The 20,910-nt window shown below is 58.8% G+C and carries 22 protein-coding genes; 11 read left to right on the forward strand and 11 right to left on the reverse strand.

The features are described 5' to 3' along the window. The first annotated feature begins 54 nt into the window (after nucleotides 1–54). The 6 genes from AB4Y79_RS07215 (at nucleotide 55) to AB4Y79_RS07240 (ending at nucleotide 6,091) form a co-directional block, all read left to right on the forward strand. Nucleotides 55–1,017, forward strand: coding sequence for an ABC transporter permease (locus AB4Y79_RS07215; RefSeq protein ID WP_441860079.1), 963 nt, complete (start codon nucleotides 55–57; stop codon nucleotides 1,015–1,017). Next, entirely contained in the window at nucleotides 1,014–1,976 is a 963-nt protein-coding gene (locus tag AB4Y79_RS07220; protein ID WP_441860081.1) for an ABC transporter permease, read from the forward strand. Before AB4Y79_RS07215 ends, AB4Y79_RS07220 begins: the two co-directional genes overlap by 4 nt. Before the next feature lie 87 nt (nucleotides 1,977–2,063). Next, a complete protein-coding gene (locus AB4Y79_RS07225; RefSeq protein ID WP_441860083.1) occupies nucleotides 2,064–2,861 on the forward strand; it encodes a helix-turn-helix transcriptional regulator in 798 nt (265 codons plus the stop codon). A gap of 2 nt (nucleotides 2,862–2,863) precedes the next feature. After that, nucleotides 2,864–4,027, forward strand: coding sequence for a MalY/PatB family protein (locus tag AB4Y79_RS07230; RefSeq protein ID WP_441860085.1), 1,164 nt, complete (start codon nucleotides 2,864–2,866; stop codon nucleotides 4,025–4,027). 355 nt (nucleotides 4,028–4,382) lie between these two features. Further along, on the forward strand, nucleotides 4,383–4,892 hold the full coding sequence (locus tag AB4Y79_RS07235) for a D-glutamate cyclase family protein (protein ID WP_441860087.1): 510 nt from the start codon (nucleotides 4,383–4,385) through the stop codon (nucleotides 4,890–4,892). After that, entirely contained in the window at nucleotides 4,889–6,091 is a 1,203-nt protein-coding gene (locus tag AB4Y79_RS07240) for an MFS transporter (protein ID WP_441860089.1), read from the forward strand. Before AB4Y79_RS07235 ends, AB4Y79_RS07240 begins: the two co-directional genes overlap by 4 nt. A gap of 38 nt (nucleotides 6,092–6,129) precedes the next feature. Here AB4Y79_RS07240 and menE read toward each other — a convergent pair whose 3' ends face one another. From menE to AB4Y79_RS07285, 9 genes are all read right to left on the reverse strand, one after another. Next, complete coding sequence (gene menE / locus AB4Y79_RS07245) at nucleotides 6,130–7,692, reverse strand: o-succinylbenzoate--CoA ligase (RefSeq protein ID WP_441860091.1); 1,563 nt, start codon at nucleotides 7,690–7,692, stop codon at nucleotides 6,130–6,132. 121 nt (nucleotides 7,693–7,813) lie between these two features. Next, nucleotides 7,814–8,269, reverse strand: coding sequence for a MaoC family dehydratase (locus AB4Y79_RS07250; protein ID WP_441860093.1), 456 nt, complete (start codon nucleotides 8,267–8,269; stop codon nucleotides 7,814–7,816). A gap of 41 nt (nucleotides 8,270–8,310) precedes the next feature. Then, a complete protein-coding gene (locus tag AB4Y79_RS07255; protein ID WP_441860226.1) occupies nucleotides 8,311–9,156 on the reverse strand; it encodes an amidohydrolase family protein in 846 nt (281 codons plus the stop codon). A gap of 58 nt (nucleotides 9,157–9,214) precedes the next feature. After that, nucleotides 9,215–10,150, reverse strand: coding sequence for an SDR family NAD(P)-dependent oxidoreductase (locus AB4Y79_RS07260; protein WP_441860095.1), 936 nt, complete (start codon nucleotides 10,148–10,150; stop codon nucleotides 9,215–9,217). 55 nt (nucleotides 10,151–10,205) lie between these two features. Beyond that, nucleotides 10,206–10,688 (reverse strand): MarR family winged helix-turn-helix transcriptional regulator, encoded by a 483-nt coding sequence (locus AB4Y79_RS07265; RefSeq protein WP_441860097.1) that lies wholly within the window; start codon nucleotides 10,686–10,688, stop codon nucleotides 10,206–10,208. 105 nt (nucleotides 10,689–10,793) lie between these two features. Next, complete coding sequence (locus AB4Y79_RS07270; RefSeq protein ID WP_441860099.1) at nucleotides 10,794–11,141, reverse strand: carboxymuconolactone decarboxylase family protein; 348 nt, start codon at nucleotides 11,139–11,141, stop codon at nucleotides 10,794–10,796. A 67-nt stretch (nucleotides 11,142–11,208) separates the two neighbouring features. Next, nucleotides 11,209–11,913: a GntR family transcriptional regulator gene (locus AB4Y79_RS07275; protein WP_441860101.1), complete on the reverse strand. Its 705-nt coding sequence runs from the start codon at nucleotides 11,911–11,913 to the stop codon at nucleotides 11,209–11,211. A 154-nt stretch (nucleotides 11,914–12,067) separates the two neighbouring features. Next, the gene (locus AB4Y79_RS07280) at nucleotides 12,068–13,306 is read right to left on the reverse strand and encodes a M24 family metallopeptidase (protein WP_441860103.1); all 1,239 of its coding nucleotides are present in this window, start codon (nucleotides 13,304–13,306) and stop codon (nucleotides 12,068–12,070) included. Between the two features lie 59 nt (nucleotides 13,307–13,365). Beyond that, nucleotides 13,366–14,709, reverse strand: coding sequence for an MFS transporter (locus tag AB4Y79_RS07285; protein WP_441860105.1), 1,344 nt, complete (start codon nucleotides 14,707–14,709; stop codon nucleotides 13,366–13,368). A gap of 741 nt (nucleotides 14,710–15,450) precedes the next feature. Between AB4Y79_RS07285 and AB4Y79_RS07290 the strand changes: the two genes are divergently transcribed. From AB4Y79_RS07290 to AB4Y79_RS07310, 5 genes are all read left to right on the forward strand, one after another. After that, nucleotides 15,451–16,641 (forward strand): 4-hydroxybenzoate 3-monooxygenase, encoded by a 1,191-nt coding sequence (locus tag AB4Y79_RS07290; RefSeq protein ID WP_441860107.1) that lies wholly within the window; start codon nucleotides 15,451–15,453, stop codon nucleotides 16,639–16,641. Nucleotides 16,642–17,008: 367 nt separating this feature from the next. After that, entirely contained in the window at nucleotides 17,009–17,308 is a 300-nt protein-coding gene (locus AB4Y79_RS07295) for a DUF4193 domain-containing protein (protein WP_350004239.1), read from the forward strand. A gap of 90 nt (nucleotides 17,309–17,398) precedes the next feature. Next, nucleotides 17,399–17,698 (forward strand): hypothetical protein, encoded by a 300-nt coding sequence (locus tag AB4Y79_RS07300; protein WP_350004240.1) that lies wholly within the window; start codon nucleotides 17,399–17,401, stop codon nucleotides 17,696–17,698. 189 nt (nucleotides 17,699–17,887) lie between these two features. Next, nucleotides 17,888–18,160 carry a hypothetical protein gene (locus AB4Y79_RS07305; protein ID WP_350004241.1) on the forward strand — a complete coding sequence of 91 codons (273 nt, stop codon included), beginning with the start codon at nucleotides 17,888–17,890 and terminating at the stop codon, nucleotides 18,158–18,160. 745 nt (nucleotides 18,161–18,905) lie between these two features. After that, a complete protein-coding gene (locus AB4Y79_RS07310) occupies nucleotides 18,906–19,070 on the forward strand; it encodes a hypothetical protein (protein WP_441860109.1) in 165 nt (54 codons plus the stop codon). On the opposite strand, the gene AB4Y79_RS07315 is transcribed toward AB4Y79_RS07310, so the two are convergent. Beyond that, entirely contained in the window at nucleotides 19,054–19,908 is an 855-nt protein-coding gene (locus AB4Y79_RS07315; RefSeq protein ID WP_441860111.1) for a nitrilase-related carbon-nitrogen hydrolase, read from the reverse strand. The genes AB4Y79_RS07310 and AB4Y79_RS07315 overlap by 17 nt on opposite strands. 184 nt (nucleotides 19,909–20,092) lie before the next feature. Beyond that, nucleotides 20,093–20,896, reverse strand: a complete 804-nt coding sequence (locus tag AB4Y79_RS07320; protein ID WP_441860112.1) for an amino acid ABC transporter ATP-binding protein — start codon at nucleotides 20,894–20,896, stop codon at nucleotides 20,093–20,095. Nucleotides 20,897–20,910 lie beyond the last annotated feature (14 nt).

Here is a 20,910-nt window from a genome sequence, read left to right on the forward strand (position 1 = left end):
TGTATCCAAGGATGCACGCACCCTGGGCAGCCCCAAAATAAGGGAATCGCTACCGTGCCACGCTATCTACTAAACCGCCTCTTCCAAACAGTGCAGGTGCTTCTCGTCATCTCGCTGGTTGTCTTCCTGCTGATCTACTTGATCCCCGGAGACCCCGCGACCGTCATCCTCGGGGACAACTACTCCGAGGCCGCCTATAACGCCCTCCGAACCGAGCTGGGTTTGGACCAGGCTCTGCCTGCGCAGTTTCTCACCTGGCTCGGGCATCTTCTGACGGGCGACTTGGGGTACTCGTACTTCCTGAATGACGATGTCTCCGCTGTTCTGCTGGAGCGATTTATTCCGACCCTGCAGCTCGCCACCCTCGCGCTCGTTATCGCGCTCACGATCTCCGTCCCATTGGGTGTCGCGGCTGGTATGCGGGCCGGCGGGGTGAATGACAAACTGCTTACTGTCGTAGCAATGCTCGGCATCGCGGTGCCCGGCTTCGTTCTCAGCCTGTTCATGATCCAGCTTTTCTCACTCCAGCTGAAAATACTTCCCGTCAGCGGCTATGTCGATCCCCTGCGTAACTTCGGAGACAGCCTGAGGCACCTGATCATGCCCGCTTTCGCACTGGGCATCGTTCAAGCATCGTTTATCGGACGAATCACAAGGGCTGCCGTGGCAGATGTGGTCGGATCCGGTTTTATCAGGACAGCACGGGCAAAGGGAGTCGGCGAGCGTCGGTTGACATATCACCACGTCCTCCGGAACGCGCTCCTGCCCATTCTCACCGTCTCGGCACACTCCTTTGGCACCCTCCTGGCCGGCGCTGTGGTCATCGAAACGATCTTCAACATCCCGGGAATCGGACAGCTTCTGGTCAGCTCAATAAGTAAGCGTGATTACCAGGTGATCCAAGGCGCGGTGCTGCTCACCGCATTTCTATACGTTGCTATCAACTTCTTCGTCGACCTGATGTACTCGGCGATTGACCCACGGGTGCGACTTGCAACGAAGGGAGCGAACTCATGACCAACGCCGAACCAATCACTTCCCAGGACCTCAAGGTTCGCCCACCAATGGAGAAAGGGACCCTGCCGCGCTGGATCCGCCAGGCGCTCGGGAACTCCAAGGTCCTTGTCGGCGGCACGCTGACGCTTCTCATCCTTGCCCTGGCGTTCATAGGTCCAATTTTCTTCACGTCTGATCCGAACGCCACCGCCGTGACCCAGCAGCTGCGTCCGCCCTCAGGTGAGCACCTGTTGGGCACTGACAACTTCGGCCGGGACATACTCGCCCGCGTAATGACCGGAATCCAAATTTCGGTGGGTGTGGGCTTCTCTGTGGCAACCATCTCCGCAGTCGTGGGCGTAACCCTTGGGCTGCTGGCAGCTTACTACCGGCGACTTGACGGTGTACTCATGCGGATCTGTGACGGGTTCATGGCTTTCCCTGATATCTTGCTAGCCCTTGCCATCGTCGCGACCCTCGGGCCCAGTATTCCTAACCTGATCGCCTGCATGACCCTAGTCTTCTGGCCAGCCATCGCACGACTGATTCGCTCGGCGGCTTTGTCCGCGAAACAGCAGCCCTACGTTACGGCTCTGCGCGCCATCGGCGCACGCGACAGCAAAATAATTTGGCAACACATCCTGCCAAACACGATTTCCACCGTGATCGTCCAGGTGACCGGTTATTTCGCCGCCGCCATTGTGATTGAAACAGCACTAAGCTTCCTGGGTGCCGGGGTGCCTGCACCTACCGCCAGCATCGGCAACATGATCGCAGACGGCAAGGAGAACATTTACACTGCCTGGTGGATGACCGCGGTCCCCGCCCTGGCCTTGGTCGTACTCGTGTTGGGTGTGAATCTCCTCGGAGACGGGCTTCGGGACTCTCTGGATCCTAAATCCGGTATACGAAGCGGCAGACCCTTTAGCGCAATAACGGGTCTCATCTGGAAAAAGAGGGAACCTGTTCCACTCCGGTAAGTGCTGGCAGGTGCGACCATTGTCAAGCCGACTCCTTGCACCGCAAGGCCAGACATTTCAGACACAACGCACTACTGCAGAATGGACATGATCGTGACATCCCTCCCGGACGATCCGCAACTGTACCGTCGAACAGTTGATGGCGAGCGGCTCATAGCCGTGTTTTCCTCGCTGGTCGAACCGATCGGTCGTGCGCTGCCGGCCACGAGTGAAGTCGTCCTGCACGACCTAAGCCTCCTTCCTAACTCCCTCGTTGCTGTCTATGGGGATGTCACAGGCCGCCGCGTCGGAGACCCCGCCACTGACCTGCTGCTCGAGCAAGCCGTGAAGGGGTTCCCGGACCAAAACCTGGGATATGAAACAAAGCTCGCTGACGGACGCAAACTCCGTTCTTCAACAATGATCATTCGCGACGTAGCCGGCGTTCCCGTAGCGGCCCTTTGCATCAACACCGACGTTTCCACATGGCAATCCGTCATGAACATCGCCCAATCAATGATGGGTCGGCCCGCCACGCCTGATTCCGCGGAGCAGCTCGAAGCCACCGCAGCAATAAGACCTGTTCAGCAGTTGGCATCTGCCGAATCGGACAAAGGCGCCAAGCCCGCCGAGGTCTTCGTGAAGGATGTGGACGAACTCGCTGCCTATCTCATCCGCAACGCCATCACCGCCGAGGGCGTGCCAGTGAAGCGGATGAAAAAGGAACATAAGATCCAGGTCGTCCGAGTGCTAAAGGGACAAGGCATGTTCCTGCTTCGGGAGGCTGTCGAAATGATAGCTGAATCTTTGGAAGTATCTCGTTTCACCATCTACAACTACCTCAACGAAATTGAGGAATCCGACAATGCGGCGGACACGTCCGTCGTTGCGGACCGAAAGGCTTGACCGTGGCACTGGACCAGTTCCTACATCTGGCAGAACGTGATCTCAGGGAACGCGGCAGTAAGAAATGGACTGCTTACCCCGATTGCTTGGGCGCTTTCGTCGCCGAAATGGACTTCGGCGCTGCCCCCTGCATCATCCAATCCTTGACTGCAGCTATCCAAAACCAGTCGTTCGGCTACCTGCCCGCGGCAGTGTCCCAAAACATGTCCCAGTCGTGTGCCGGATGGTACAAAGAGTCGTTTGGGTGGGCGGTTCAGCCAGAGTGGATCTACCCGGGCCCCGACGTGCTGGGCCTGTTGCAGTACACGCTTGAATTTCTTTCCGACCAGGACAAACCGATCCTGGTGCTGACACCGACGTACGCACCGTTTCTTCCGATCGCAGCGGCTACTGGAAGGCAAGTCGTAGAGATCCCGCTGGCAGCCGATGGCTTGCAGTACGCCCTTGACTTTGATGCGCTGGAAGCGGCCTACGCCAGGTATGGTGGGGGCCTGTTGTTGCTGACAAATCCCCACAATCCGCTTGGCCGCGTCTTCACCAAGGCCGAGTTGCTGCAGCTCAGTGCAATCGTTGATCGCTACAACGGCCGTGTCTTTGCTGACGAAATCCACGCACCGATTGTGTACAGCGGGTCACGGCACGTTCCATACGCATCTATTTCTGACGAGGCAGCCAATCACTCGGTTACTGCAGTGTCTGCATCGAAGGGCTGGAATCTTGCGGGCCTGAAATGTGCCCAGATCATTCTGACAAGTGCCGCTGACCGTGAAGAATGGACCCGATCGGGCTACCTCACCATGCACGCCGCGAGCATCTTGGGAGTGGTAGCAAACACTGCCGCGTACGAAAGCGGCGGAAAATGGCTTTCAGATGTTCTCAACGTACTGGAGGACACTCGGTCCAGGCTTCAGTACTGGATGCAGGACATGCTCCCGGAGATCGGGTTCCGAGCACCGGAGGGGACATATCTCGCCTGGCTGGACTGCCGTGAGCTGGGACTTGAGTCCCCGGCCGCGTTCTTCCGTGAACGCGGCCGCGTGGCCCTCGTGGAAGGTAAAGACTGCGGCTTAGGCGGCGAAGGATTCGTCCGCTTGAACTTCGCAATGCCCCAGCCACTGGTCAAAGAAGCCGTAGAGCGGATGCGTTTAGCACTTGACAGTCGATAGAGCGCCTTCAGTGCCGGCACCACAGGTAGCGACATCCAGAATAAAGCCAGAGGTGGATGGTTTCTTGAAACTCGACACGATTGCTAACCTGTCAGGCGCCGAACTCCGTTCCCGGGCCCGCTCAGGTGCTTTTACAGGCTCTACGGCTGGCACTTGCCGGGGGATGACTCAAACTGGTCTGGCTATCCTGCCGAAGTCCGAAATGGCCGAATTTCTCGGATATTGCTCCAAGAATTCTGCAGCCCTGCCAATAATAGAAATCTTGGATATGGGCGCAACTGAGAGCTCCCTCGCCCCTGGCTCTGACATACGGACCGACTTACCTGGATACCGAGTCATTCGGGATGGCCTCGTTGTGGATGAACCACACAACATCCTCGCGTACTGGCAAGAAGACCTCATAGCCGTCCTGCTGGGTTGCAGCTACACTCTCGAATGGGCGCTGGAGGACGCCGGCGTCCCATTGCGCCATAAGACGTCCTCCATCAACCAGACAGCGATCTTTCTCAGCAATAAGCCTGCCAGCACGCCATATGGCCGGTTCAAGGGACCTGTGATGTACACGATGAGGGCCGTTCCGGCCCGGCTGGTGGCCCCTGTCGTGGAACTCACGTCACGAATGCCGCATAGTCATGGCGCCCCCCTCCATATCGGCAGCCCCGAAATGCTCGGCATCGATCTTAAAACAGACAGCATTTCCACGCCGCCGCGGATGGAAATCGGCGACGTGCCTCTCTTCTGGGGCTGTAACGGAATCTTGGAACAAACTTTTGCTTCTTCCAAAATTCCGTTCGCTATCTATCATTCACCCGGAAAAATGTTCGTCACGGACCACTTTTATGCTGCTCCGCTGCCACGCGGATGAAGTTCAGGGCTATAGCCTCCCTTGGCAACCCGGGCTTCCGCCTCTTCTGGTTAGGGCAACTGGCATCTAATATCGGCACCTGGTTTCAGAACCTTGCGCTCTCCCTGGTCGTCCTGGACATCACGGGCAGTGCCTGGACGCTGGCGCTGGTGACTGTCGCCCAGTTCGCTCCGGTTTTTTTGCTGAGCACGGCCGCGGGATACGTTGCAGACAAGGCCCGTCCGCGGACTGTCCTCTTATGGACAAGCTCTTGCTCCGGTGTTGTCATTGGGCTTCTCTGCCTCGCAGCTTCCCAGGACAATCCCTCGCTTGCAGTGATTTACTGTCTCCTCGGCCTTAGTGGCTGCATCCAGGCGTTTGAAAGGCCCGCTGCTCAAGGTTTTACTTACGAACTCGTTGGAAGCCACTACCTTCAAAACGCCGTCGCACTCATGACTGTGGCAGTCTCATCCGCACGGTCTGTCGGTCCAGCCGCGGCCGGTCTCGCCTATATTTCTTGGGGTCCTGTTGCCTGTCTGGCAATCAACGCCTGTTCCTATTTTCTGATTCTGGCTGCACTGCTCTTTATCAGGACAACGGCACTCATTTGCAGGACCAGTGTTGGCACCGGGTTGGGACCGGAATCCCTCTTAGGGCAGCTACGCGCGAGTCCGGCTCTTAGGCAACTGCTGCTTGTTGCCGCAATCATCACGTTGACTGCCATCAATTTCACCGTATCCGTGACATCCACGGTCACGATCACTTTCGCTGGGAGCGCCGTGTCGGTGGGTCTGGCTCACGCGCTAAATGCTGTCGGCGCGATTGTCGGCGGACTCATAGCATCGAGCTCCCGCGGAAGGATGCAGGCCTCTTCGCTGGGTCTGCCCTGCACCGCGTTGGCCGTTACGCTCATGTTGTCCGCCACCGCACCGTCACTGGAGCTCTTCCTCGTGTACGCGCCGCTGCTGGGGCTAGGCCTTGGGCTATACCAGGGCGTGCTTTACAGTGCTGCCCAAGCGTCCTCGCCTCCAGAATTTTTAGGGAGGGTGATGTCACTTTTCACCATGGCCACTTTCGGATTGAGCCCCTTGAGCGCCCTCCTTGCCGGCTTTTTGACAGATATCAGCTCGTCGCGCACACCACTCTTCGTCGGTGCCTGCGGCTGCGCGCTCTGCGCAGCAGTCGTCTTCTGGAGAAGGGCGGGCAGGCCCGGCAGCTAATAATTTCAACGCTGCCGGGCTCCTGCATGATGAAGTGATCAGCCGGTGTGGGAGGCGTGCTTCCGCAGATCGCTTTTGAGAATCTTTCCGCTGGCCGTCCTGGGCATTTCATCCACAAAAACTATGGATTTGGGAATCTTGTACCGTGCCAGCCGGCCGTCGAGATGGGCTTGGATTTCTTCCTCGGAAAGGTTAGATCCGGACCGCAATACGATGACCGCCCGCGGCACTTCTCCCCATTTTTGATCGGGGATTCCTATCACCGCGACACTGTATACTTCGGGCAGTTCGTTGATTATCTGCTCAACTTCGGCAGGATAAATGTTTTCACCGCCGGAAATGATCATGTCCTTGAGTCGGTCGGAAACGAATACAAACCCTTCCTCGTCAGCAAACCCGATATCGCCCGACTTGAACCAGCCATCGACAGTATAGGAATCAACCGATGCGTCGGGCCTCTCCCAGTACCGCCTGATGACGTTCGGGCCCTTAATCTGGATCTCTCCGACAGTCCCGGTCGGAACTGAAGTACCGGAGCCCTCCGCGATGCGTACGCTTGTGAAAAAGTGAGGCAGGCCCGATGAGCCCATCTTGTCCCGGGACCGGTCGGCCGGAAGCGTCGTCACTCCCGCCGCGGTCTCCGTCATCCCGTACCCGTTGGAGAAACGCAGGCCCCTCTGTTCATAAGCTTCGAGCACCCGTTTCGGGACGGCGGAGCCGCCACAGGTAAGCTTGTTGAGCGAGCTTAAATCGGCAGTATCCCAATCAGGATGCTCGCAAATCATCTGGAATGTAGTGGGTACACCGCTGAGAGTTGTGACTCGGTGCTCCCTGATCAGGCCCAGGGTGCGGGCCGGATCGAATTTCGTCTCAAGGACGACTGTTCCGCCCTTCAGAAGAGTGGGCAGGACGCCCATGGCCAGCGATGCGACGTGGAACAGGGGGGAAATCATGAGCGCCACATCGCTGGAGGAAAAGTCGAAGTCGACGATCACGTTGAAGCAGTTCCAGGCGATATTGCCATGCGTCAACAGGGCACCCTTCGGTCTTCCTGTCGTACCGGAGGTGTAGAGGATCATGGCCGGGTCATCCAGACCGACCTTTTCATCTACGTGATGGTTGCTGGCGGAGCCCAGCAGCTGTTCGAAGTCCGCGACGTGGACTGTACTTCCGTTGCCGACAGGACGGGAAGGGTGGCCGGTTGTATCATCCACAACGACTCGTATCGAGACCTGGGTGCCTTGAACAGCTGCAGATGCGAGCCGCTCGAGGCTACCGGCGTGGATAAGTGCGACCGCGCCGCAGTCCTGGATCTGAAACTGTAGTTCCGGGGGCGCAAGACGAGTGTTAAGCGGTACGAATGTGGCGCCTAAAAGCCCGCAGGCAAAGAGAACTTCCAGGAAAGCCGGATGGTTCTCCCCCAAGTAGGCAACGCTGTTGCCCTTGCCCACCCCGCAGTCCCGGAGAGCGTTGGCCAGCTTTGCGGAGCGGTCGTCGAGTTGTTCATAGGTTCTGACTTGGTTTCCGCTGATCAGAGCGACCTTGCTCCGGGACTTCGGGCGGCGTCGTTGCGGCCACGAACCAATGCCATTGTTTTCCAAGGCGTTCCTTTTCCTATACGTAGGATCCGAGGCAGCGGGAGAACAAATCTGTGAGTTGTCTGCTCACCCGCGCCCGGTACAGCTGATGACTTGAGAAGATGCGGCGCCTACCTCGACGGTCTTACTTGTAGAAGCGGGCGAGGAATTCGGCAACGACGGCGGGGCGTTCTTGCCCCTCAATTTCGATGGTGCTGGTGACTTTGATCTGGGCGCCGCCCTTGACTTCGGTAACCTCGGCGATAGCGGCTTGCATACGGATGCGGGATCCCACTTTCACCGGTGAAGTGAAGCGGACCTTGTCCAGCCCGTAATTGACCTTGGTGGTGACCCCGTCGACGTCGAACAGCTCGCCCCAGAACGGAATGATGAGGGAGAGTGTGAAGAAACCGTGTGCGATTGGCGCGCCAAAAGGGCCGTCCTTTGCCCGTTCGGGGTCCACGTGGATCCACTGGTCATCGCCGGTGGCGTCAGCGAACTTGTTGATCTGTTCTTGGGTAACAGCCCGGTACTCGGTTGCGCCGAGATCGGTTCCGGTGAGGGTGAGCAGTTTGTCAAAATCGACAACAAGGTTGGGCATTATTAATTCCTAGTTTGGTTGTGGGGTTGGCAGGTTTGAGGTCAGGGCAGCGTACTGTCCAGTCCGAGCAGTCGAACGGCGTTGTGCTTTAGAATCTTGGGCCGGATCTCGTCCTTGAGCGGGAGGTCCGCGAAGGCCCCCAGCCACTTCTCCGGCGTGATGAGTGGGAAGTCGGTTCCAAAGAGGACTTTGTCCTGGAGTACTGAGTTGGACATACGTACAAGCGACTCCGGGAAATATTTGGGAGACCAGCCGGAGAGGTCAATGAAGACATTGGCCTTGTGAGTGGCAATTGAGTTGGCCTCGTCCTGCCACGGCACCGACGGGTGCGCCATGATGATTTGAAGGTGGGGAAAGTCCGCCGCGACCACGTCAAGGAGCAGAGGATTGGAGTAGGCGAGCTTGATCCCATACCCGCCTGGAAGGCCCGCACCCATGCCGTTTTGTCCGGTATGGAAAATTGCGGGCAGGCTCAGTTCCTGGAGTGTTTCCCACAGGGGATAGAACTGCTCACTGGATGGATCGAAGCCCTGCAGGGACGGGTGAAATTTGAAGCCGCGGGCGCCCAACTCCAAGGCTTGATGCTTCGCTCCGGCAATCGCATCCTCCCCGGTGCGCGGGTCAACACTGCCGAACGGGATGAGGACGTCATTGTTCCGGGCGGCGCCGGCGATCAGTTCCGGAATGCTGTTCGGTTCGTGCCTGAGCTGGGTGCGGGCGTCTACCGTGAACACGACGGCAGCCATGTTCAGTCCGCGGTAGATGTCCGCGATACGGTCAAGCGAGGGCGTTCGGTCCTCCGCCTTAAAATACTTCGCTGAAGCTTCGGTGAGCGCGGGCGGGAGGGACTCATGACCGTGACGGTCCACTTCGAGATGGACGTGCATGTCGATGGCGGTAACCTGGGCGGCGTTGATGCCCAGTTCATAGCGTGGGGTGGACACGTCAGTGGGCCTCGACAGGCTCGGGCTTCAGTTCCTCGGGCAGCGGAAGGAACTCTTCGCCGACGCTTTGGAGCTTGTCTTCAAACAGGGAAGTGAAGGTCTCCTGGAGATCCCCGTAACTCCAACCGCCTTTACGGTATTCCGTTGCGGCCGCATGGGGGTGCGTCCAAAGCTGCAAGCGGTCACCGCCAGCGCCTATCACCTGCCCTGTGATACCGCCGGCGGCATCCGAAGCGAGGAAAGCTACAAGTCCTGCGACATCATCGGCCGTTCCGAACCCTAGGTCGTGACGGAAGAAGTCCGGCATTGCCTGGCCGCGGTCGTCCGCCTGGACGGCTTTTTGAAAGTACGGCACGGTCCTGGTCATGGCAGTAGCCGCGACCGGAATAACAGTGTTGGCAGTGACGCCGGACTTCTTCATCTCCAGCGCCCACGTTCTGACCATTCCCACGATGCCGGCCTTGGCGGCAGCGTAATTGGTCTGGCCGAAGGTTCCACGCTGTCCGGTGGGGGAGCCGATGGTGATGATGCGCCCAGCGATCCCTTGTTCCTTGAAGTAGGCGTATGCCTCGCGGACGCACGTAAAGGTGCCCTTCAGATGCACGTTGATCACCAGGTCGAAGTCCTCATCCGTCATCTTCAGCAGCGACTTGTCCCGCAGGACGCCGGCGTTAGTAACGAGGATGTCAAGTCGGCCGAAGGCCTCGACAGCCCCTTCGACCAGCGCTCTGGCAGCTTCAGTGCTGCCCACAGGAACGACAACAGCTGTGGCCCGGCCGCCATCACTTTCGATTAATGCCACTGCCTGGTTCGCGGTTTCGCCGTTGACATCGTTGATGACGACGGCGGCTCCTTGCCGGGCCAGTTCTCTGGCATAAGCCAAACCCAGGCCTTGGCCGCTTCCGGTGACGATTGCTACTTTGCCTGAAAGGCTCATCGTTACTCCTTTGTTAGCCGCTGTAAGGCGGGCTATGTTGTTTCCATCTGGAGGGTTAAATCGGCTGCGCGGCCCCAAAGGGCTTTACCCAAAAGTGTCTTGAGGGTGGAAGCCTCTTGCGGGTGGAGAGCAGCAAGTGCCACAATTCGGCTTCCCTGGCTGCCATCCGGGCTGCTTCCAGGACGCGGGCACCCTGATCAGTGGCCGTTATGGTTTTGACCCGTCTATCCCGCTTTCCGGGTGCCCGCTTCACCAAGCCCCGATTTTCCAACTCATCTATGAGCGAAACGATTTGGCTGGGGTCGAGGCTTAGGAATTCCGCCAGCTCCCGTTGTGTTGGTTCCAGCCCGCTGTTGGCCAGGGCTACCACAGCGTAGGAGCGCTCCTTGAGACCAACGCCAGCAAGTCCTCGATTGTTCAGCACCGAACCTAGCGTGTGCAGCTTGGCCAGCAAGAATCCAAGATCCTGGCATATCGCCGCTGTGGATAGCCTTCCGGCTGGCCCGATTCGTGAGTCATCCAAGGTAACTATTGGCATTTCCAACTCCAGGTAGTGTCGCTAGTGATAGACAGTTTTGGAAGTACTCCCGGGCCGCGGACGCACGGACGCAACGGTGCAAGGCGGAGGTCCTAATGCTCGGCTTCAGTCCTCTGCAGTAAAGAACTTCCAGGCCATGCGGCCGTGGGCCATGGCAGCCGAAGCCCTCATGGTGGCAGTCAGGGTTATGGTCTCAGCTATCTCCTCCCTGGTGGCGCCCTGGGCCTTGGCGCCCTTGCTATGAGCCTCGATGCACCATGCGCATTGGGTAGTAAGTGCAATGGCTAGGGCCATCAACTCCTTGAACTTCAACGGCACTGCACCTTCGGGATCAAATGCGGCTTGATTCATTTCGATGAAGGCCTTATTTCCCGCCGGAGCGCCTTGGCGAGTGAGCCGGTCGAATTTGCGGTCGGAGGGGTGGTGGTAGTGCTCGACAAGTTCCTGAGTCATTTTGAAAGTCCTTTATATTTTATAAAAAGATGGTCTTTAAGAAGGCATAGGTGTGGAGTACGGCTGGTTATCGGGACAACTTGGAGGAGTCTGCTACCCGACTAAACAGCGTCAAAGTCCGTTCAACGGTCCGCCGCGTAACATGCTCGGCCATGTCCCCATTTCTGTCTCTGGCGGCACTGATGAAATCCAGGAAGTCATGCGACAGCTGGGTTTCGTATTCGCCACCATAGGGACCCATGCGGAGGAATCGCTGATAGCGCTCGATGCGGCTGCGCCAGTTGACTGCCTCCTTCATGAGATGAGGCCGTTGTGCACGTTGGGCAATCAGATCCCGTGCATGCCACGCCGCCCGGTAGAGTTCGTCGACATTCCCGGCAGCCCCGGCGGCCGTCCGCAACTGCTGCAACTGTTGAAGTTGCTCCAGGTCGTTGTCCGTTAGGGCCGTAACTCCAAGGCGTGAAAGGCGCGATTCAACGGCCCAGCTCACTGTCACGATCAATTCGAGGTCTTCAACCGAGAGAGGGGCAACGTAGCTTCCCTTGCGCGGTACGAAAGCCACTAAACCCTCCGTCTCGAGGCGCCGGAGCGCTCCCCGCGTCGGGGTAAGGCTAGCCCCATAGCGCTCGGCAAACTCCTCTAGCCCAAGCCGGCGCCCCGGCTCGAGGCGAAGGTGCACAATGTCCTCCCGCAGGGCATGAATGACATTGTCTTCGACCGAAGGGTGGAAGTTTGATTGCTCCGGAAGATCGGTGACCTGGAGGGGAAACATACTATTTACGGTATCTGAATAATTTATCAAAGGCCTAGCTACCGGTTCCATTTCGTGCGTGTTCTTGGCCTCAGACTGCTGCTCGGGTTCCGGAGCGATTGCCGGCCACTCCTTCCGTTGCTCCATACGCCGGCGTGAGACCTCGACACCCATTTCAGCGCGATTCTAGGTCTTTGCTTGCGGTGGTGAGGACCTGTGACTCCTGATCCCTGACAACGATCATGTCTTCGATATTGAAGGCCCCTACCCCATAGCCGTAATAAGGCAGCTCCAAGGACAGGACCATCCCAGGCTGGAGGATTTCCTTATCATCCAAGCTGACGTGCGGGTTCATCTCGACCTCGAGTCCGGTGCTGTGTCCCAGATGCCCCCGCTTGTAACGCGGGAGGCCCGTGTTGGCCACCTTCATGGCATCGCTGTACAAGTCAGAGAACGGACGCCCTGGCACGGCCCCTGCCACAAGGACCTCATGAGCCGCTTTCAAGGCGTCATGTATATCGCTAGCAAGGCTGGAAGGTGCACCGATGACGAAATTCCTGGCGATATCTGCCCCATACCCGTTTACCTCCGCACCCAGGTCGAACTTGACGATATCTCCCGTGGTCCCCTCGACACGTCGGTGCGTCTGGGCCGAAGGCGAGAAATCTGCGCCAACGGTGATGAACGAGAACCTAATTCCAGTCGCATCCGGATGTGCCCACACCTCTTGGGCAAATCGGCGGTTAAGGGCTTCCACAGTGATTCCGGGCTCGATGTCCAAGGACGCCTGAAGCACGGCGGCCTGTGTAATGTCGTGGGCCGAAACCAGCTGCTCGATTTCCCATGGTGACTTAATGGCCTGGGCGGCGGAGAACACTGGTGAGGCGTTCACGAATTCTATTCCGGGCATCAGCTCCTGGAGCCTGGTCCAGGCGATGGCATGCATCTGCTGGACGTCTACACCGACCCGCCTAATACCCGGGCGGTCCCGCAGAAGTTCGGAGAGCTTGGCCAGCGCTTTGTCCAGGCTGGCCTTGCTCGTCAACTCCGGGTCCAGCTTCACGCCTGGCAAGTTATAGGGGTTATCGATGTACGTCCAGGTGGAGTAGGTGCGAATATCGAGGTCGGGTGCGGGAGTATGGCCGGGGGCCATGAACTCCATCTCCACGAGTCCTCGGCCATTTTCAGGGTCTGCGAAGAGGACCGCCATGGCGCACCCGGTAGGTACACCGTCATACAGCAACGGATGAATCATTCCTGAGACGTAGTAATGGTTCCGTGGCCCAAAGGCGACCACAGCGTCCAGTCCCTGACCGTTCATCAAACCCCGAAGCCGCTGCGCGACGTGCTCGAGGTGCCCGGATGGGGGAGCGGGGAGCGGATTAGCTGAAAGCTGTGAAGCTGGAACAGTCATCGTGATTTTGTTCTCCTTAGTGGAATAACTACGTGTGAACGTCTATGGACCGGAACCGTTTAGGAAACGGAGTGATGCTCGACGGTGATTTCGCTTGCCTTGGTGGCGTGGGTTTCCTTCATGTCACCGCGGCTGGTTTCCCGCGCGGCCGCTATTGCAATGATGCTGATGAGGCTACAGGCGGCGATTACCAGGGAGACTCCAAGGGAACTGCCCGTGCCTGCAATGATCGCGGCCGCAGAGGCGGGGCCGAAGCCGGCTGCGATCGAGCCGAGCTGGTAGCCAAGGGAGGCACCCGTGGACCGTACGGAAGCCGGAAAGAGCTCCGGAAGGATTGACCCCATGGTGCCCCACATAATCGCGTGTCCAATACCCAGATACAGGATGTATCCAAGTACGAGGAGGAATACATTCCGGGTATCGATCAGCGGGAAGAGAGCGAAGGCGAAAATCGCCATGAGAACGGCTCCTGTGATGAAGACCGGGCGCCGTCCCCATCGGTCAGAGAGCATCCCGGCGGCCAACGAGACCACAACGGCGATGGGGGTTGCAATGAGCGTTCCCAGGAGGACGTCGTTGTTCGCGTAGCCCAAGGATTTGGCGTAGCTGATGGCAAAGACGTTAGAAATAACGCTTCCAAAGAGCGGTGCGATGCAGACTCCGACTGCCAGGAGCAGGCTGATGGGCGACTGTCGCAGCATGCCGATGAAAGAGGAACCAATACGGGCGGTCTTCGGCTTGACCTCTTCAGCGAATACCGGGCTCTCGTCGATGTTTTTGCGAATGTAGAGTCCAACTGCAAGCATCACGAGGCTGAACGCGAAGGGGATCCGCCAACCCCATACCAGGAACTGGTCCCCGGTGAGGAGCGAGGAGAGAGCTACCATTCCGGTCGCCAGGAGCGGGCCTACAGGACCTCCGAGCTGGGCGATACCCGTCATAAATCCACGCTGCTTATTGGCTGCGTGCTCGGCAGTAAGTGTTACCGCGCCGCCCCATTCCCCGCCTACAGAAACGCCCTGCAGGAGGCGAAGCACGAGGAGAAGCATGGGTGCCCAGAGTCCGATGGACGCGTATGTCGGCAGCACTGCAATCACGAAAGTCGAACCGCCCATCAGCAGCAGACTCCAAACGAGCATCGTCTTGCGGCCAAGTCGGTCGCCCACGTGCCCGAAGATGACGGCGCCAATAGGCCGGGCGACATAACCGACGGCAAAAGTCGAGAGCGAGGCGATGGTCGCCGCAACTGGCGGCAGATCCGAGAAGAACAAAGAACCAAAAACGAGGGCGCTCATCGTCCCGAACAAACTGAAGTCGTACCACTCGATCGCGCTTCCAATGAAACTGGAGACAGCAGCGCGCCGCGAATTCCGGCTTGACGCGCCGGTGGGTTGAGGGTTCATCACTAGTACCTCATTTACAGGAGTTGGAGATGGGCCGCGAAGGCCCTAATGGGGAGGAGAAGCTTGGCAATGTGAGGCAGATCATCTTTGACGTTTTATAAAAAATACATTGTCAACCATCGAGAGGCAATACCTTTGCAAAAACTGAACGTTCCGATGACAGACCGCAAAGCTGCGGTGGCGGCGGCTACGGGTAGCGATCTGGAACCAGGACCACGTTGATCGGAACGGTTGGCATCCTGGTTGCTAGACCCTACCTAAGCCCGGGGCAACCTCGTTACGCTGGCCTCGCCTCTAGCCTGGCACTGATGTCTCACCAGCCGCCGCCCGTCCAGGCGGAGTACCTTGGGCAGCTCAAGGATCCCGCCGGAAAGTGACTGTGGGGAAACCTCCGCGCACTGCTCGTCGAAGCAAGCCACTTGGGCTACGCCCAGTTCGCCGGCGTCATCGACCCCAACACTTGGGGGATCGCGGTTCCCGTACTGGACGCCAAGAAGCGCGGTGGCGGCCCTCGGCGTCGTCGTTCCCCTGAAGGAGGTGCGCCTTCAAGTGCTGGTCCCTGCGCTGCAAACGTCCGGCCAAGGGACATCGCACGGCGCCTTGGCGAGATCGAGGCCAACAGCGCATTCCGTTCAACGGAATATGTGTAACGGGTTCACATTCTCCCGCGCACACTGTTAGGCAGAAACAACGCCGGCCCCGTATTCATGCAGAGGGCCCCGCAACGAAGCGAGGAACATCGTGGCAGCACGCCAGATCATCAAAACCCAGGTAGCCATCATGGGCGCCGGCCCGGCCGGCCTCATGCTCTCCCACCTGCTGGCCAAGGCCAGCATCGAATCAACCGTCATTGAAGTCCGCAGCCACAAGGAGATCTCCGAGACGGTCCGGGCCGGAATCCTCGAACATGGCACCGTTAACATGCTGGTGAACAGCGGCGTTTCAGACCGCGTGCTGCGCGAAGGCGACCGACACGACGGCATCGAACTGCGGTTCAACGGCGAGAGCCACCGCGTCGACTTCAAGGACCTGGTGGGCGAGTCCGTGTGGCTGTACCCGCAGACGGACGTCTTCCTGGACCTCGCCGCACGCAGGAAGGACGACGGCGGCGACGTACGCTACAGCGTCACAGAGACTTCGGTCCATGATCTTGAGGGCAAACCCAAGGTCTGGTTCACCGACGCCGACGGTGTGGAGCATGAGATCCAGGCGGACTTCCTGGTGGGCGCGGACGGTTCCCGCAGCCACTGCCGGTTCCAGATCCCCGAGGCGCACCGCAAGTGGTACTTCCACGAGTACCCCTTCGCCTGGTTCGGCATCCTCGCCGAAGCCCCGCGCAGCTCCGATGAGCTGATCTACGCCAACTCAGACAACGGGTTCGCCCTGATCAGCCAGCGCACCGAGACCGTCCAGCGGATGTACTTCCAGTGCGACCCCAAGGAAAACGTGGCGGAGTGGGACGACGACCGGATCTGGGCCGAGTTCCGCAGCCGGGTCAACGGCAACGGCTTAGAGCTCAAGGAAGGCCCCGTCATCGAGAAGATGGTGCTGCCGTTCCGCAGCTTCTTCCACACTCCCATGCGGTACGGCAACCTGTTCCTTGCCGGCGACGCCGCGCACACCGTTCCGCCCACCGGGGCCAAGGGCCTGAACCTGGCCATCAATGACGTTAAGGTGCTCTTCGAAGGCCTCGACAGCCATTACAACTCCGGCTCCGACCGGCTCCTGGAGACCTACAGCGACCGCGCTTTGGAGCGCGTATGGAAGGCCCAGCAGTTTTCCTACTGGATGACCACCATGCTGCACACCCCCGCCGACGCCGACGATTTTTCCCGCGCCCGCCAACTGCGCGAACTCCACTCCGTGGTCTCCTCAAAGCACGGCATGGCCTACCTCGCGGAGGCCTACACCGGCTGGCCCGGCGCCCTGTAATCCCCTGGTGGAACTCCGCGAACTGTCCTGACCGACATGGGGTAATCTCCGCCTGTTTCGCCCCGCGCCACAAACGTTCGGGGACGTCTAATGGCCGGTCATGCCCTCACCCATCCATGTTTGTGCAGAGGGCCGCCTGGGACCCTCCCCCGCCCATTTCCAACTGGCCGATAACCGAGATTCCGTAAACTTGTCTCTCTCGGCCACGTCGGCCGGCGACGACGTCGCGCGGGAGTTGGCAGAGGCCTTTCCTCTCCCCGATTGATAGGGGAGGGGGAGGAACAGCACCGCTTTTTGGGGAATTCTTCCCGTGTCCTGTACGTTGCAGGACCGGTAACCCACCCCAACAGAGAAGAGATGCACCGCCGTGGCAACCGATTACGACGAACTGCGCACCGACATTAAGGAGTCCCAAGAAAATTCGCTGGAGGCCCTGAAGTCCGCCAAAGCACCGGATGCGAAGTCCGTGGTTCAGGAACTCGACGAGGCTGACACCCTCGACGGCCTCACCCCGGGCGGCGAGTTCATTGCCGAAGAGCTCGTTGTCCAGGTCATTCCGCAGGCTGATGATGAGTTCACCTGTTACTCGTGCTTCCTGGTCCGCCACCGTTCGCAGAAGGCGCGCGAGAAGGACGGCCATGCCTATTGTGTCGAATGTGAGGGCTGAGCCCCGCTACTGGCCGGCTGTCCCGGAGCGGGTCTGGGACAGCATCCGCGAAGAATTCACCCTGCCAACCGCGGCAGCATGGAGACGCACTTGCTCTCTCTTGGCGAGCCCGACGGGATGCGCCGCACCGTCCGGGTATTTATCGGCGAGGAAACCTGCTGTCCGGGCTTCCAGCTCAAAGACGGGGCTCTCCACGAACCCGTACTGCGGCTCTTCGACCACGCCATGGCGCTGAAGGTCCCGCACAACGTGTTCGCCGCGTGGATGGTCAGCCCGCTGTCAGCCGGGGCGTGCTCCAGACCCGTGGACATGCTGGACAGCATGACGCTGCTCCAAAGCTCCCTCGCTGCTTTCGCAGACAGATACCGCCCGGTCGAAAAACGACGCTGACGCCTTAATGGCGACTCTCTTGGCCGCGGGTGCATGATTCCAGGTCTTCAGCCGGTTTAGGGTTCTGATCTTCAGCCGTGCCACGTGAGGCTCAACTCTCTTAGAGCGAAAAAGGAATAGGGAAGCCTTCCCGTGCCTTGTTGCTGATGGGGCCGCTGACCGCTGGCTGCCTCATTCGAAAGGACCCTCTTGCCCACAGCTTTCATTCCCTTCACCATGCGCGCCTCAGCCCGTAATGACCACCGCGGCACCTTCCGCACTGACATTGAACGACTGAGCGCCGGACACCGGCACTGGGCGCCCCTTGACGTGCTCAGGTCCACGAATACCCAAGCTGTTTTCCGCGGTGCCGTCCCCAAGGGCGCACACACCGCGACTGATGCGAGTCTCGCACGCTTCCTCCAGGACCGTCTCGCCACTGTTGACATCCATCTGGACCTCAGCGTCAAGATCGAGCGATAGCCCGGCCCCAAAAGCCCCGGACCATGGTCCGGGGCCTTTCGTGTGCCCGCTAAAGTCGCGAGTCCGGTCAGGCCAAAGGAAGGCCAAAGGGAGCAACGATCAGCCGTAGCGTCAGAATAGGGCGAAATTTCCGTTTATGGACAGCGCTCATGATGTTCTCAAACCCCACCCTGACAGTCGAGGGGCAGGAAACCGAGGTGCAGTAGCCCGAGAATCATCAAAACAGGCCAAAAAATCGGGACCTGATGAGACTCGCGTGCGGCAGGAGCAGGAGCGGACGAATTCCCCTGGTGCGGCTCGACAGGTGTCTGAGAACAAGAGCGAAGCCCAACCGGCAGGTGAATCCTCCCTTACGAGACCGCCTTTACGTCAGGCTGGGGTGTACCCCAGCCGGACGGTCAAAAACGCTCCCCACACCTGTTGACCAACTTTGATATCGAACTCGAGTTCTGACCCATCGAGCCGGTTCATACCCCTTGGTCAGAGCTGCCGGCCACTATGGCGCTTTGCCAGTGAGCGACCGGCCCCCAGCCGGCCCGGGACCCCTCAGTCAAAATGTGACCGGATGGCGGCTTGCGTCGCACAGGCTGGGTGACGGAACATCAGAAAAGCCGGGTACCTTCTCAATTTTTGAGAACACCGCATCTCGTCTAACGGCGTGAGTCCTATCTTTGGATGTAGCTGGCATCACATCGTCAAGCACCATTCGGGACCTTCGTCCCTCCCCATTAGCACAGGAGATGCTATGTCTTCAGACAGCACATCGGCACCCGCGACGGGTGCCGATGGCCACGGCAACACGCCGGGCCGCCAAGTGCACCGGCTCAAGGCCAACTCGATCGGCCCGATCGGTGTTCTCTTTCTCTCGGTGGCAACGGCCGCCTCCGATGCTTTCACATTGCAGTCGTAGAACGGGCCGTGGGAATTGGTCGTGACGCCGAGATAGAGCCATACAGCTCAGGACGGCGGTCGCCGAAAGCGTCGCAAAGCTGAGTCAATGTCTTATCGCGTGCGAGTCTTAGATCCAGATCCGCGGTAGTGACTCCGTGCTCGTCTGCAGTCGCGACGATCCAGCCTTTCTCATTGATTATGGTGGCCATTTCGTTCCATTCCTGGCCACGCTCGAGGCCGCTTCGGTCACAGCATGCGATAGCGACATGGTTCGTATTTGCGGCAGCCATCGCCTTTATGATCACTCCGGCTCGCTCCCCTTTAGGGACAGCCTCGCGCGCCCAATTCGTAGGGACCACGATGAGATCAGCTCCATGAAGAGCAACAGTACGTGTCATCTCGGGAAATTCGAGGTCGTAACAAATCAACAGCCCAAGGCGGCCCTGGGGAGTATCGACTACAGGGGGAACTGACGTTCCAGGAGCAAAGAACAGCTTTTCCTTATCCCAGAGGTGTGTCTTGCGATAGACCGCGAGAATCCCTGATCCGTCGACAACAGCAGCACTGTTGTAGAGCAACCCGTCCTCACCCTGTTCCGCAAAGCCACCAATCACTACTCCATTCACACGCTTGACAAGGCGACTCCATTCAGCGAAAACCGGATGATTCGCTGTAATAGCCACCGTCCGCGCCTCGGCGGTGGACTTGAACATGTAGCCCGAGAGTGCCAGCTCAGGCAGAACGATGATGTCTGCTCCAGCATTCACAGACTGTTGAACGGTTCGAGTCGTCAGGGTGACATTAGCCTCGAGGTTGGCAATGATGGGGGCAATCTGGTGGCACGCGATGACGCTCAAATTAGTTCCCTTACCTTTCAGACGAGGATTGGATTCGGATCAAAGAAAGTGACTTGCCTGAGTCAGCACATCGTTGACTAATGGCCCGATACAGGCGTGGGGTTAAGACCACGAAGGCACGAGCCCCGGTACTGCCTACCCACCACCCGCCGGCATTCCCGTACCGGGAAGCGTTTCTCCAGGGCTAGTCCGTGTGAGCGAGGAAGGCTCGGATGCGAGGGTTGGTTGGGTTATCGAAGAAGTCTGCGGGAGGGCCGTTGTAGAGCATACGGCCGTCGGCCATGAATACGATTCGATCGGCTGCTTGGCGGGCGAATCTCATTTCGTGGGTGACAATCACCATTGTCATGCCGCCGGCTGCGAGCTTCTCGATGACAGTGAGGACTTCGGCAACGAGTTGAGGGTCGAGTGCACTGGTGGGCTCGTCGAACAGCATCAGCTTTGGCTTCATTGCCAGTCCTCGAGCGATCGCCACTCGTTGCTGCTGACCGCCTGACAGCTGACCAGGATACCGGTCTGCTTTGTCCGCGAGACCGACCGTAACCAGAAGTTCACGAGCGTGAGCTTCGGCCTCCTTGGCCGGGACTTTCAGCACCTTTTTTGGACCGATGGTGATGTTTTCTAGGACTGTCTTGTGTGGGAAAAGGTTGAAGTTCTGGAAAACCATCGCGATCTCGCTGCGGCGGCGGCAGACTTCGCTTTCTCGAACTTCGTAGAGTTTGCCGTTGCGCTCCCGGAACCCGATAAGCTCGCCGTCCAACAGCACCTGTCCCGCATCCAAGCGAACGAGGTGGTTGATGCCTCGTAGCAGTGTTGACTTTCCTGAACCTGATGATCCGAGAAGGCAAACTACCTCGCCTTTTTCGACCTCGAGATCGATGCCCTTTAATACAGTGGTTGCCCCGAAGGATTTTTGCGCACCGAGCACACGCAGCAAGGGCTGAGGATGCGTTGGGTCTGTGAGCGCGTTTAACTGGGTCGATTGCATTGATGTCTCCGTTG

Source organism: Pseudarthrobacter sp. YAF2, assembly GCF_052113345.1.
GTDB lineage: Bacteria > Actinomycetota > Actinomycetes > Actinomycetales > Micrococcaceae > Arthrobacter.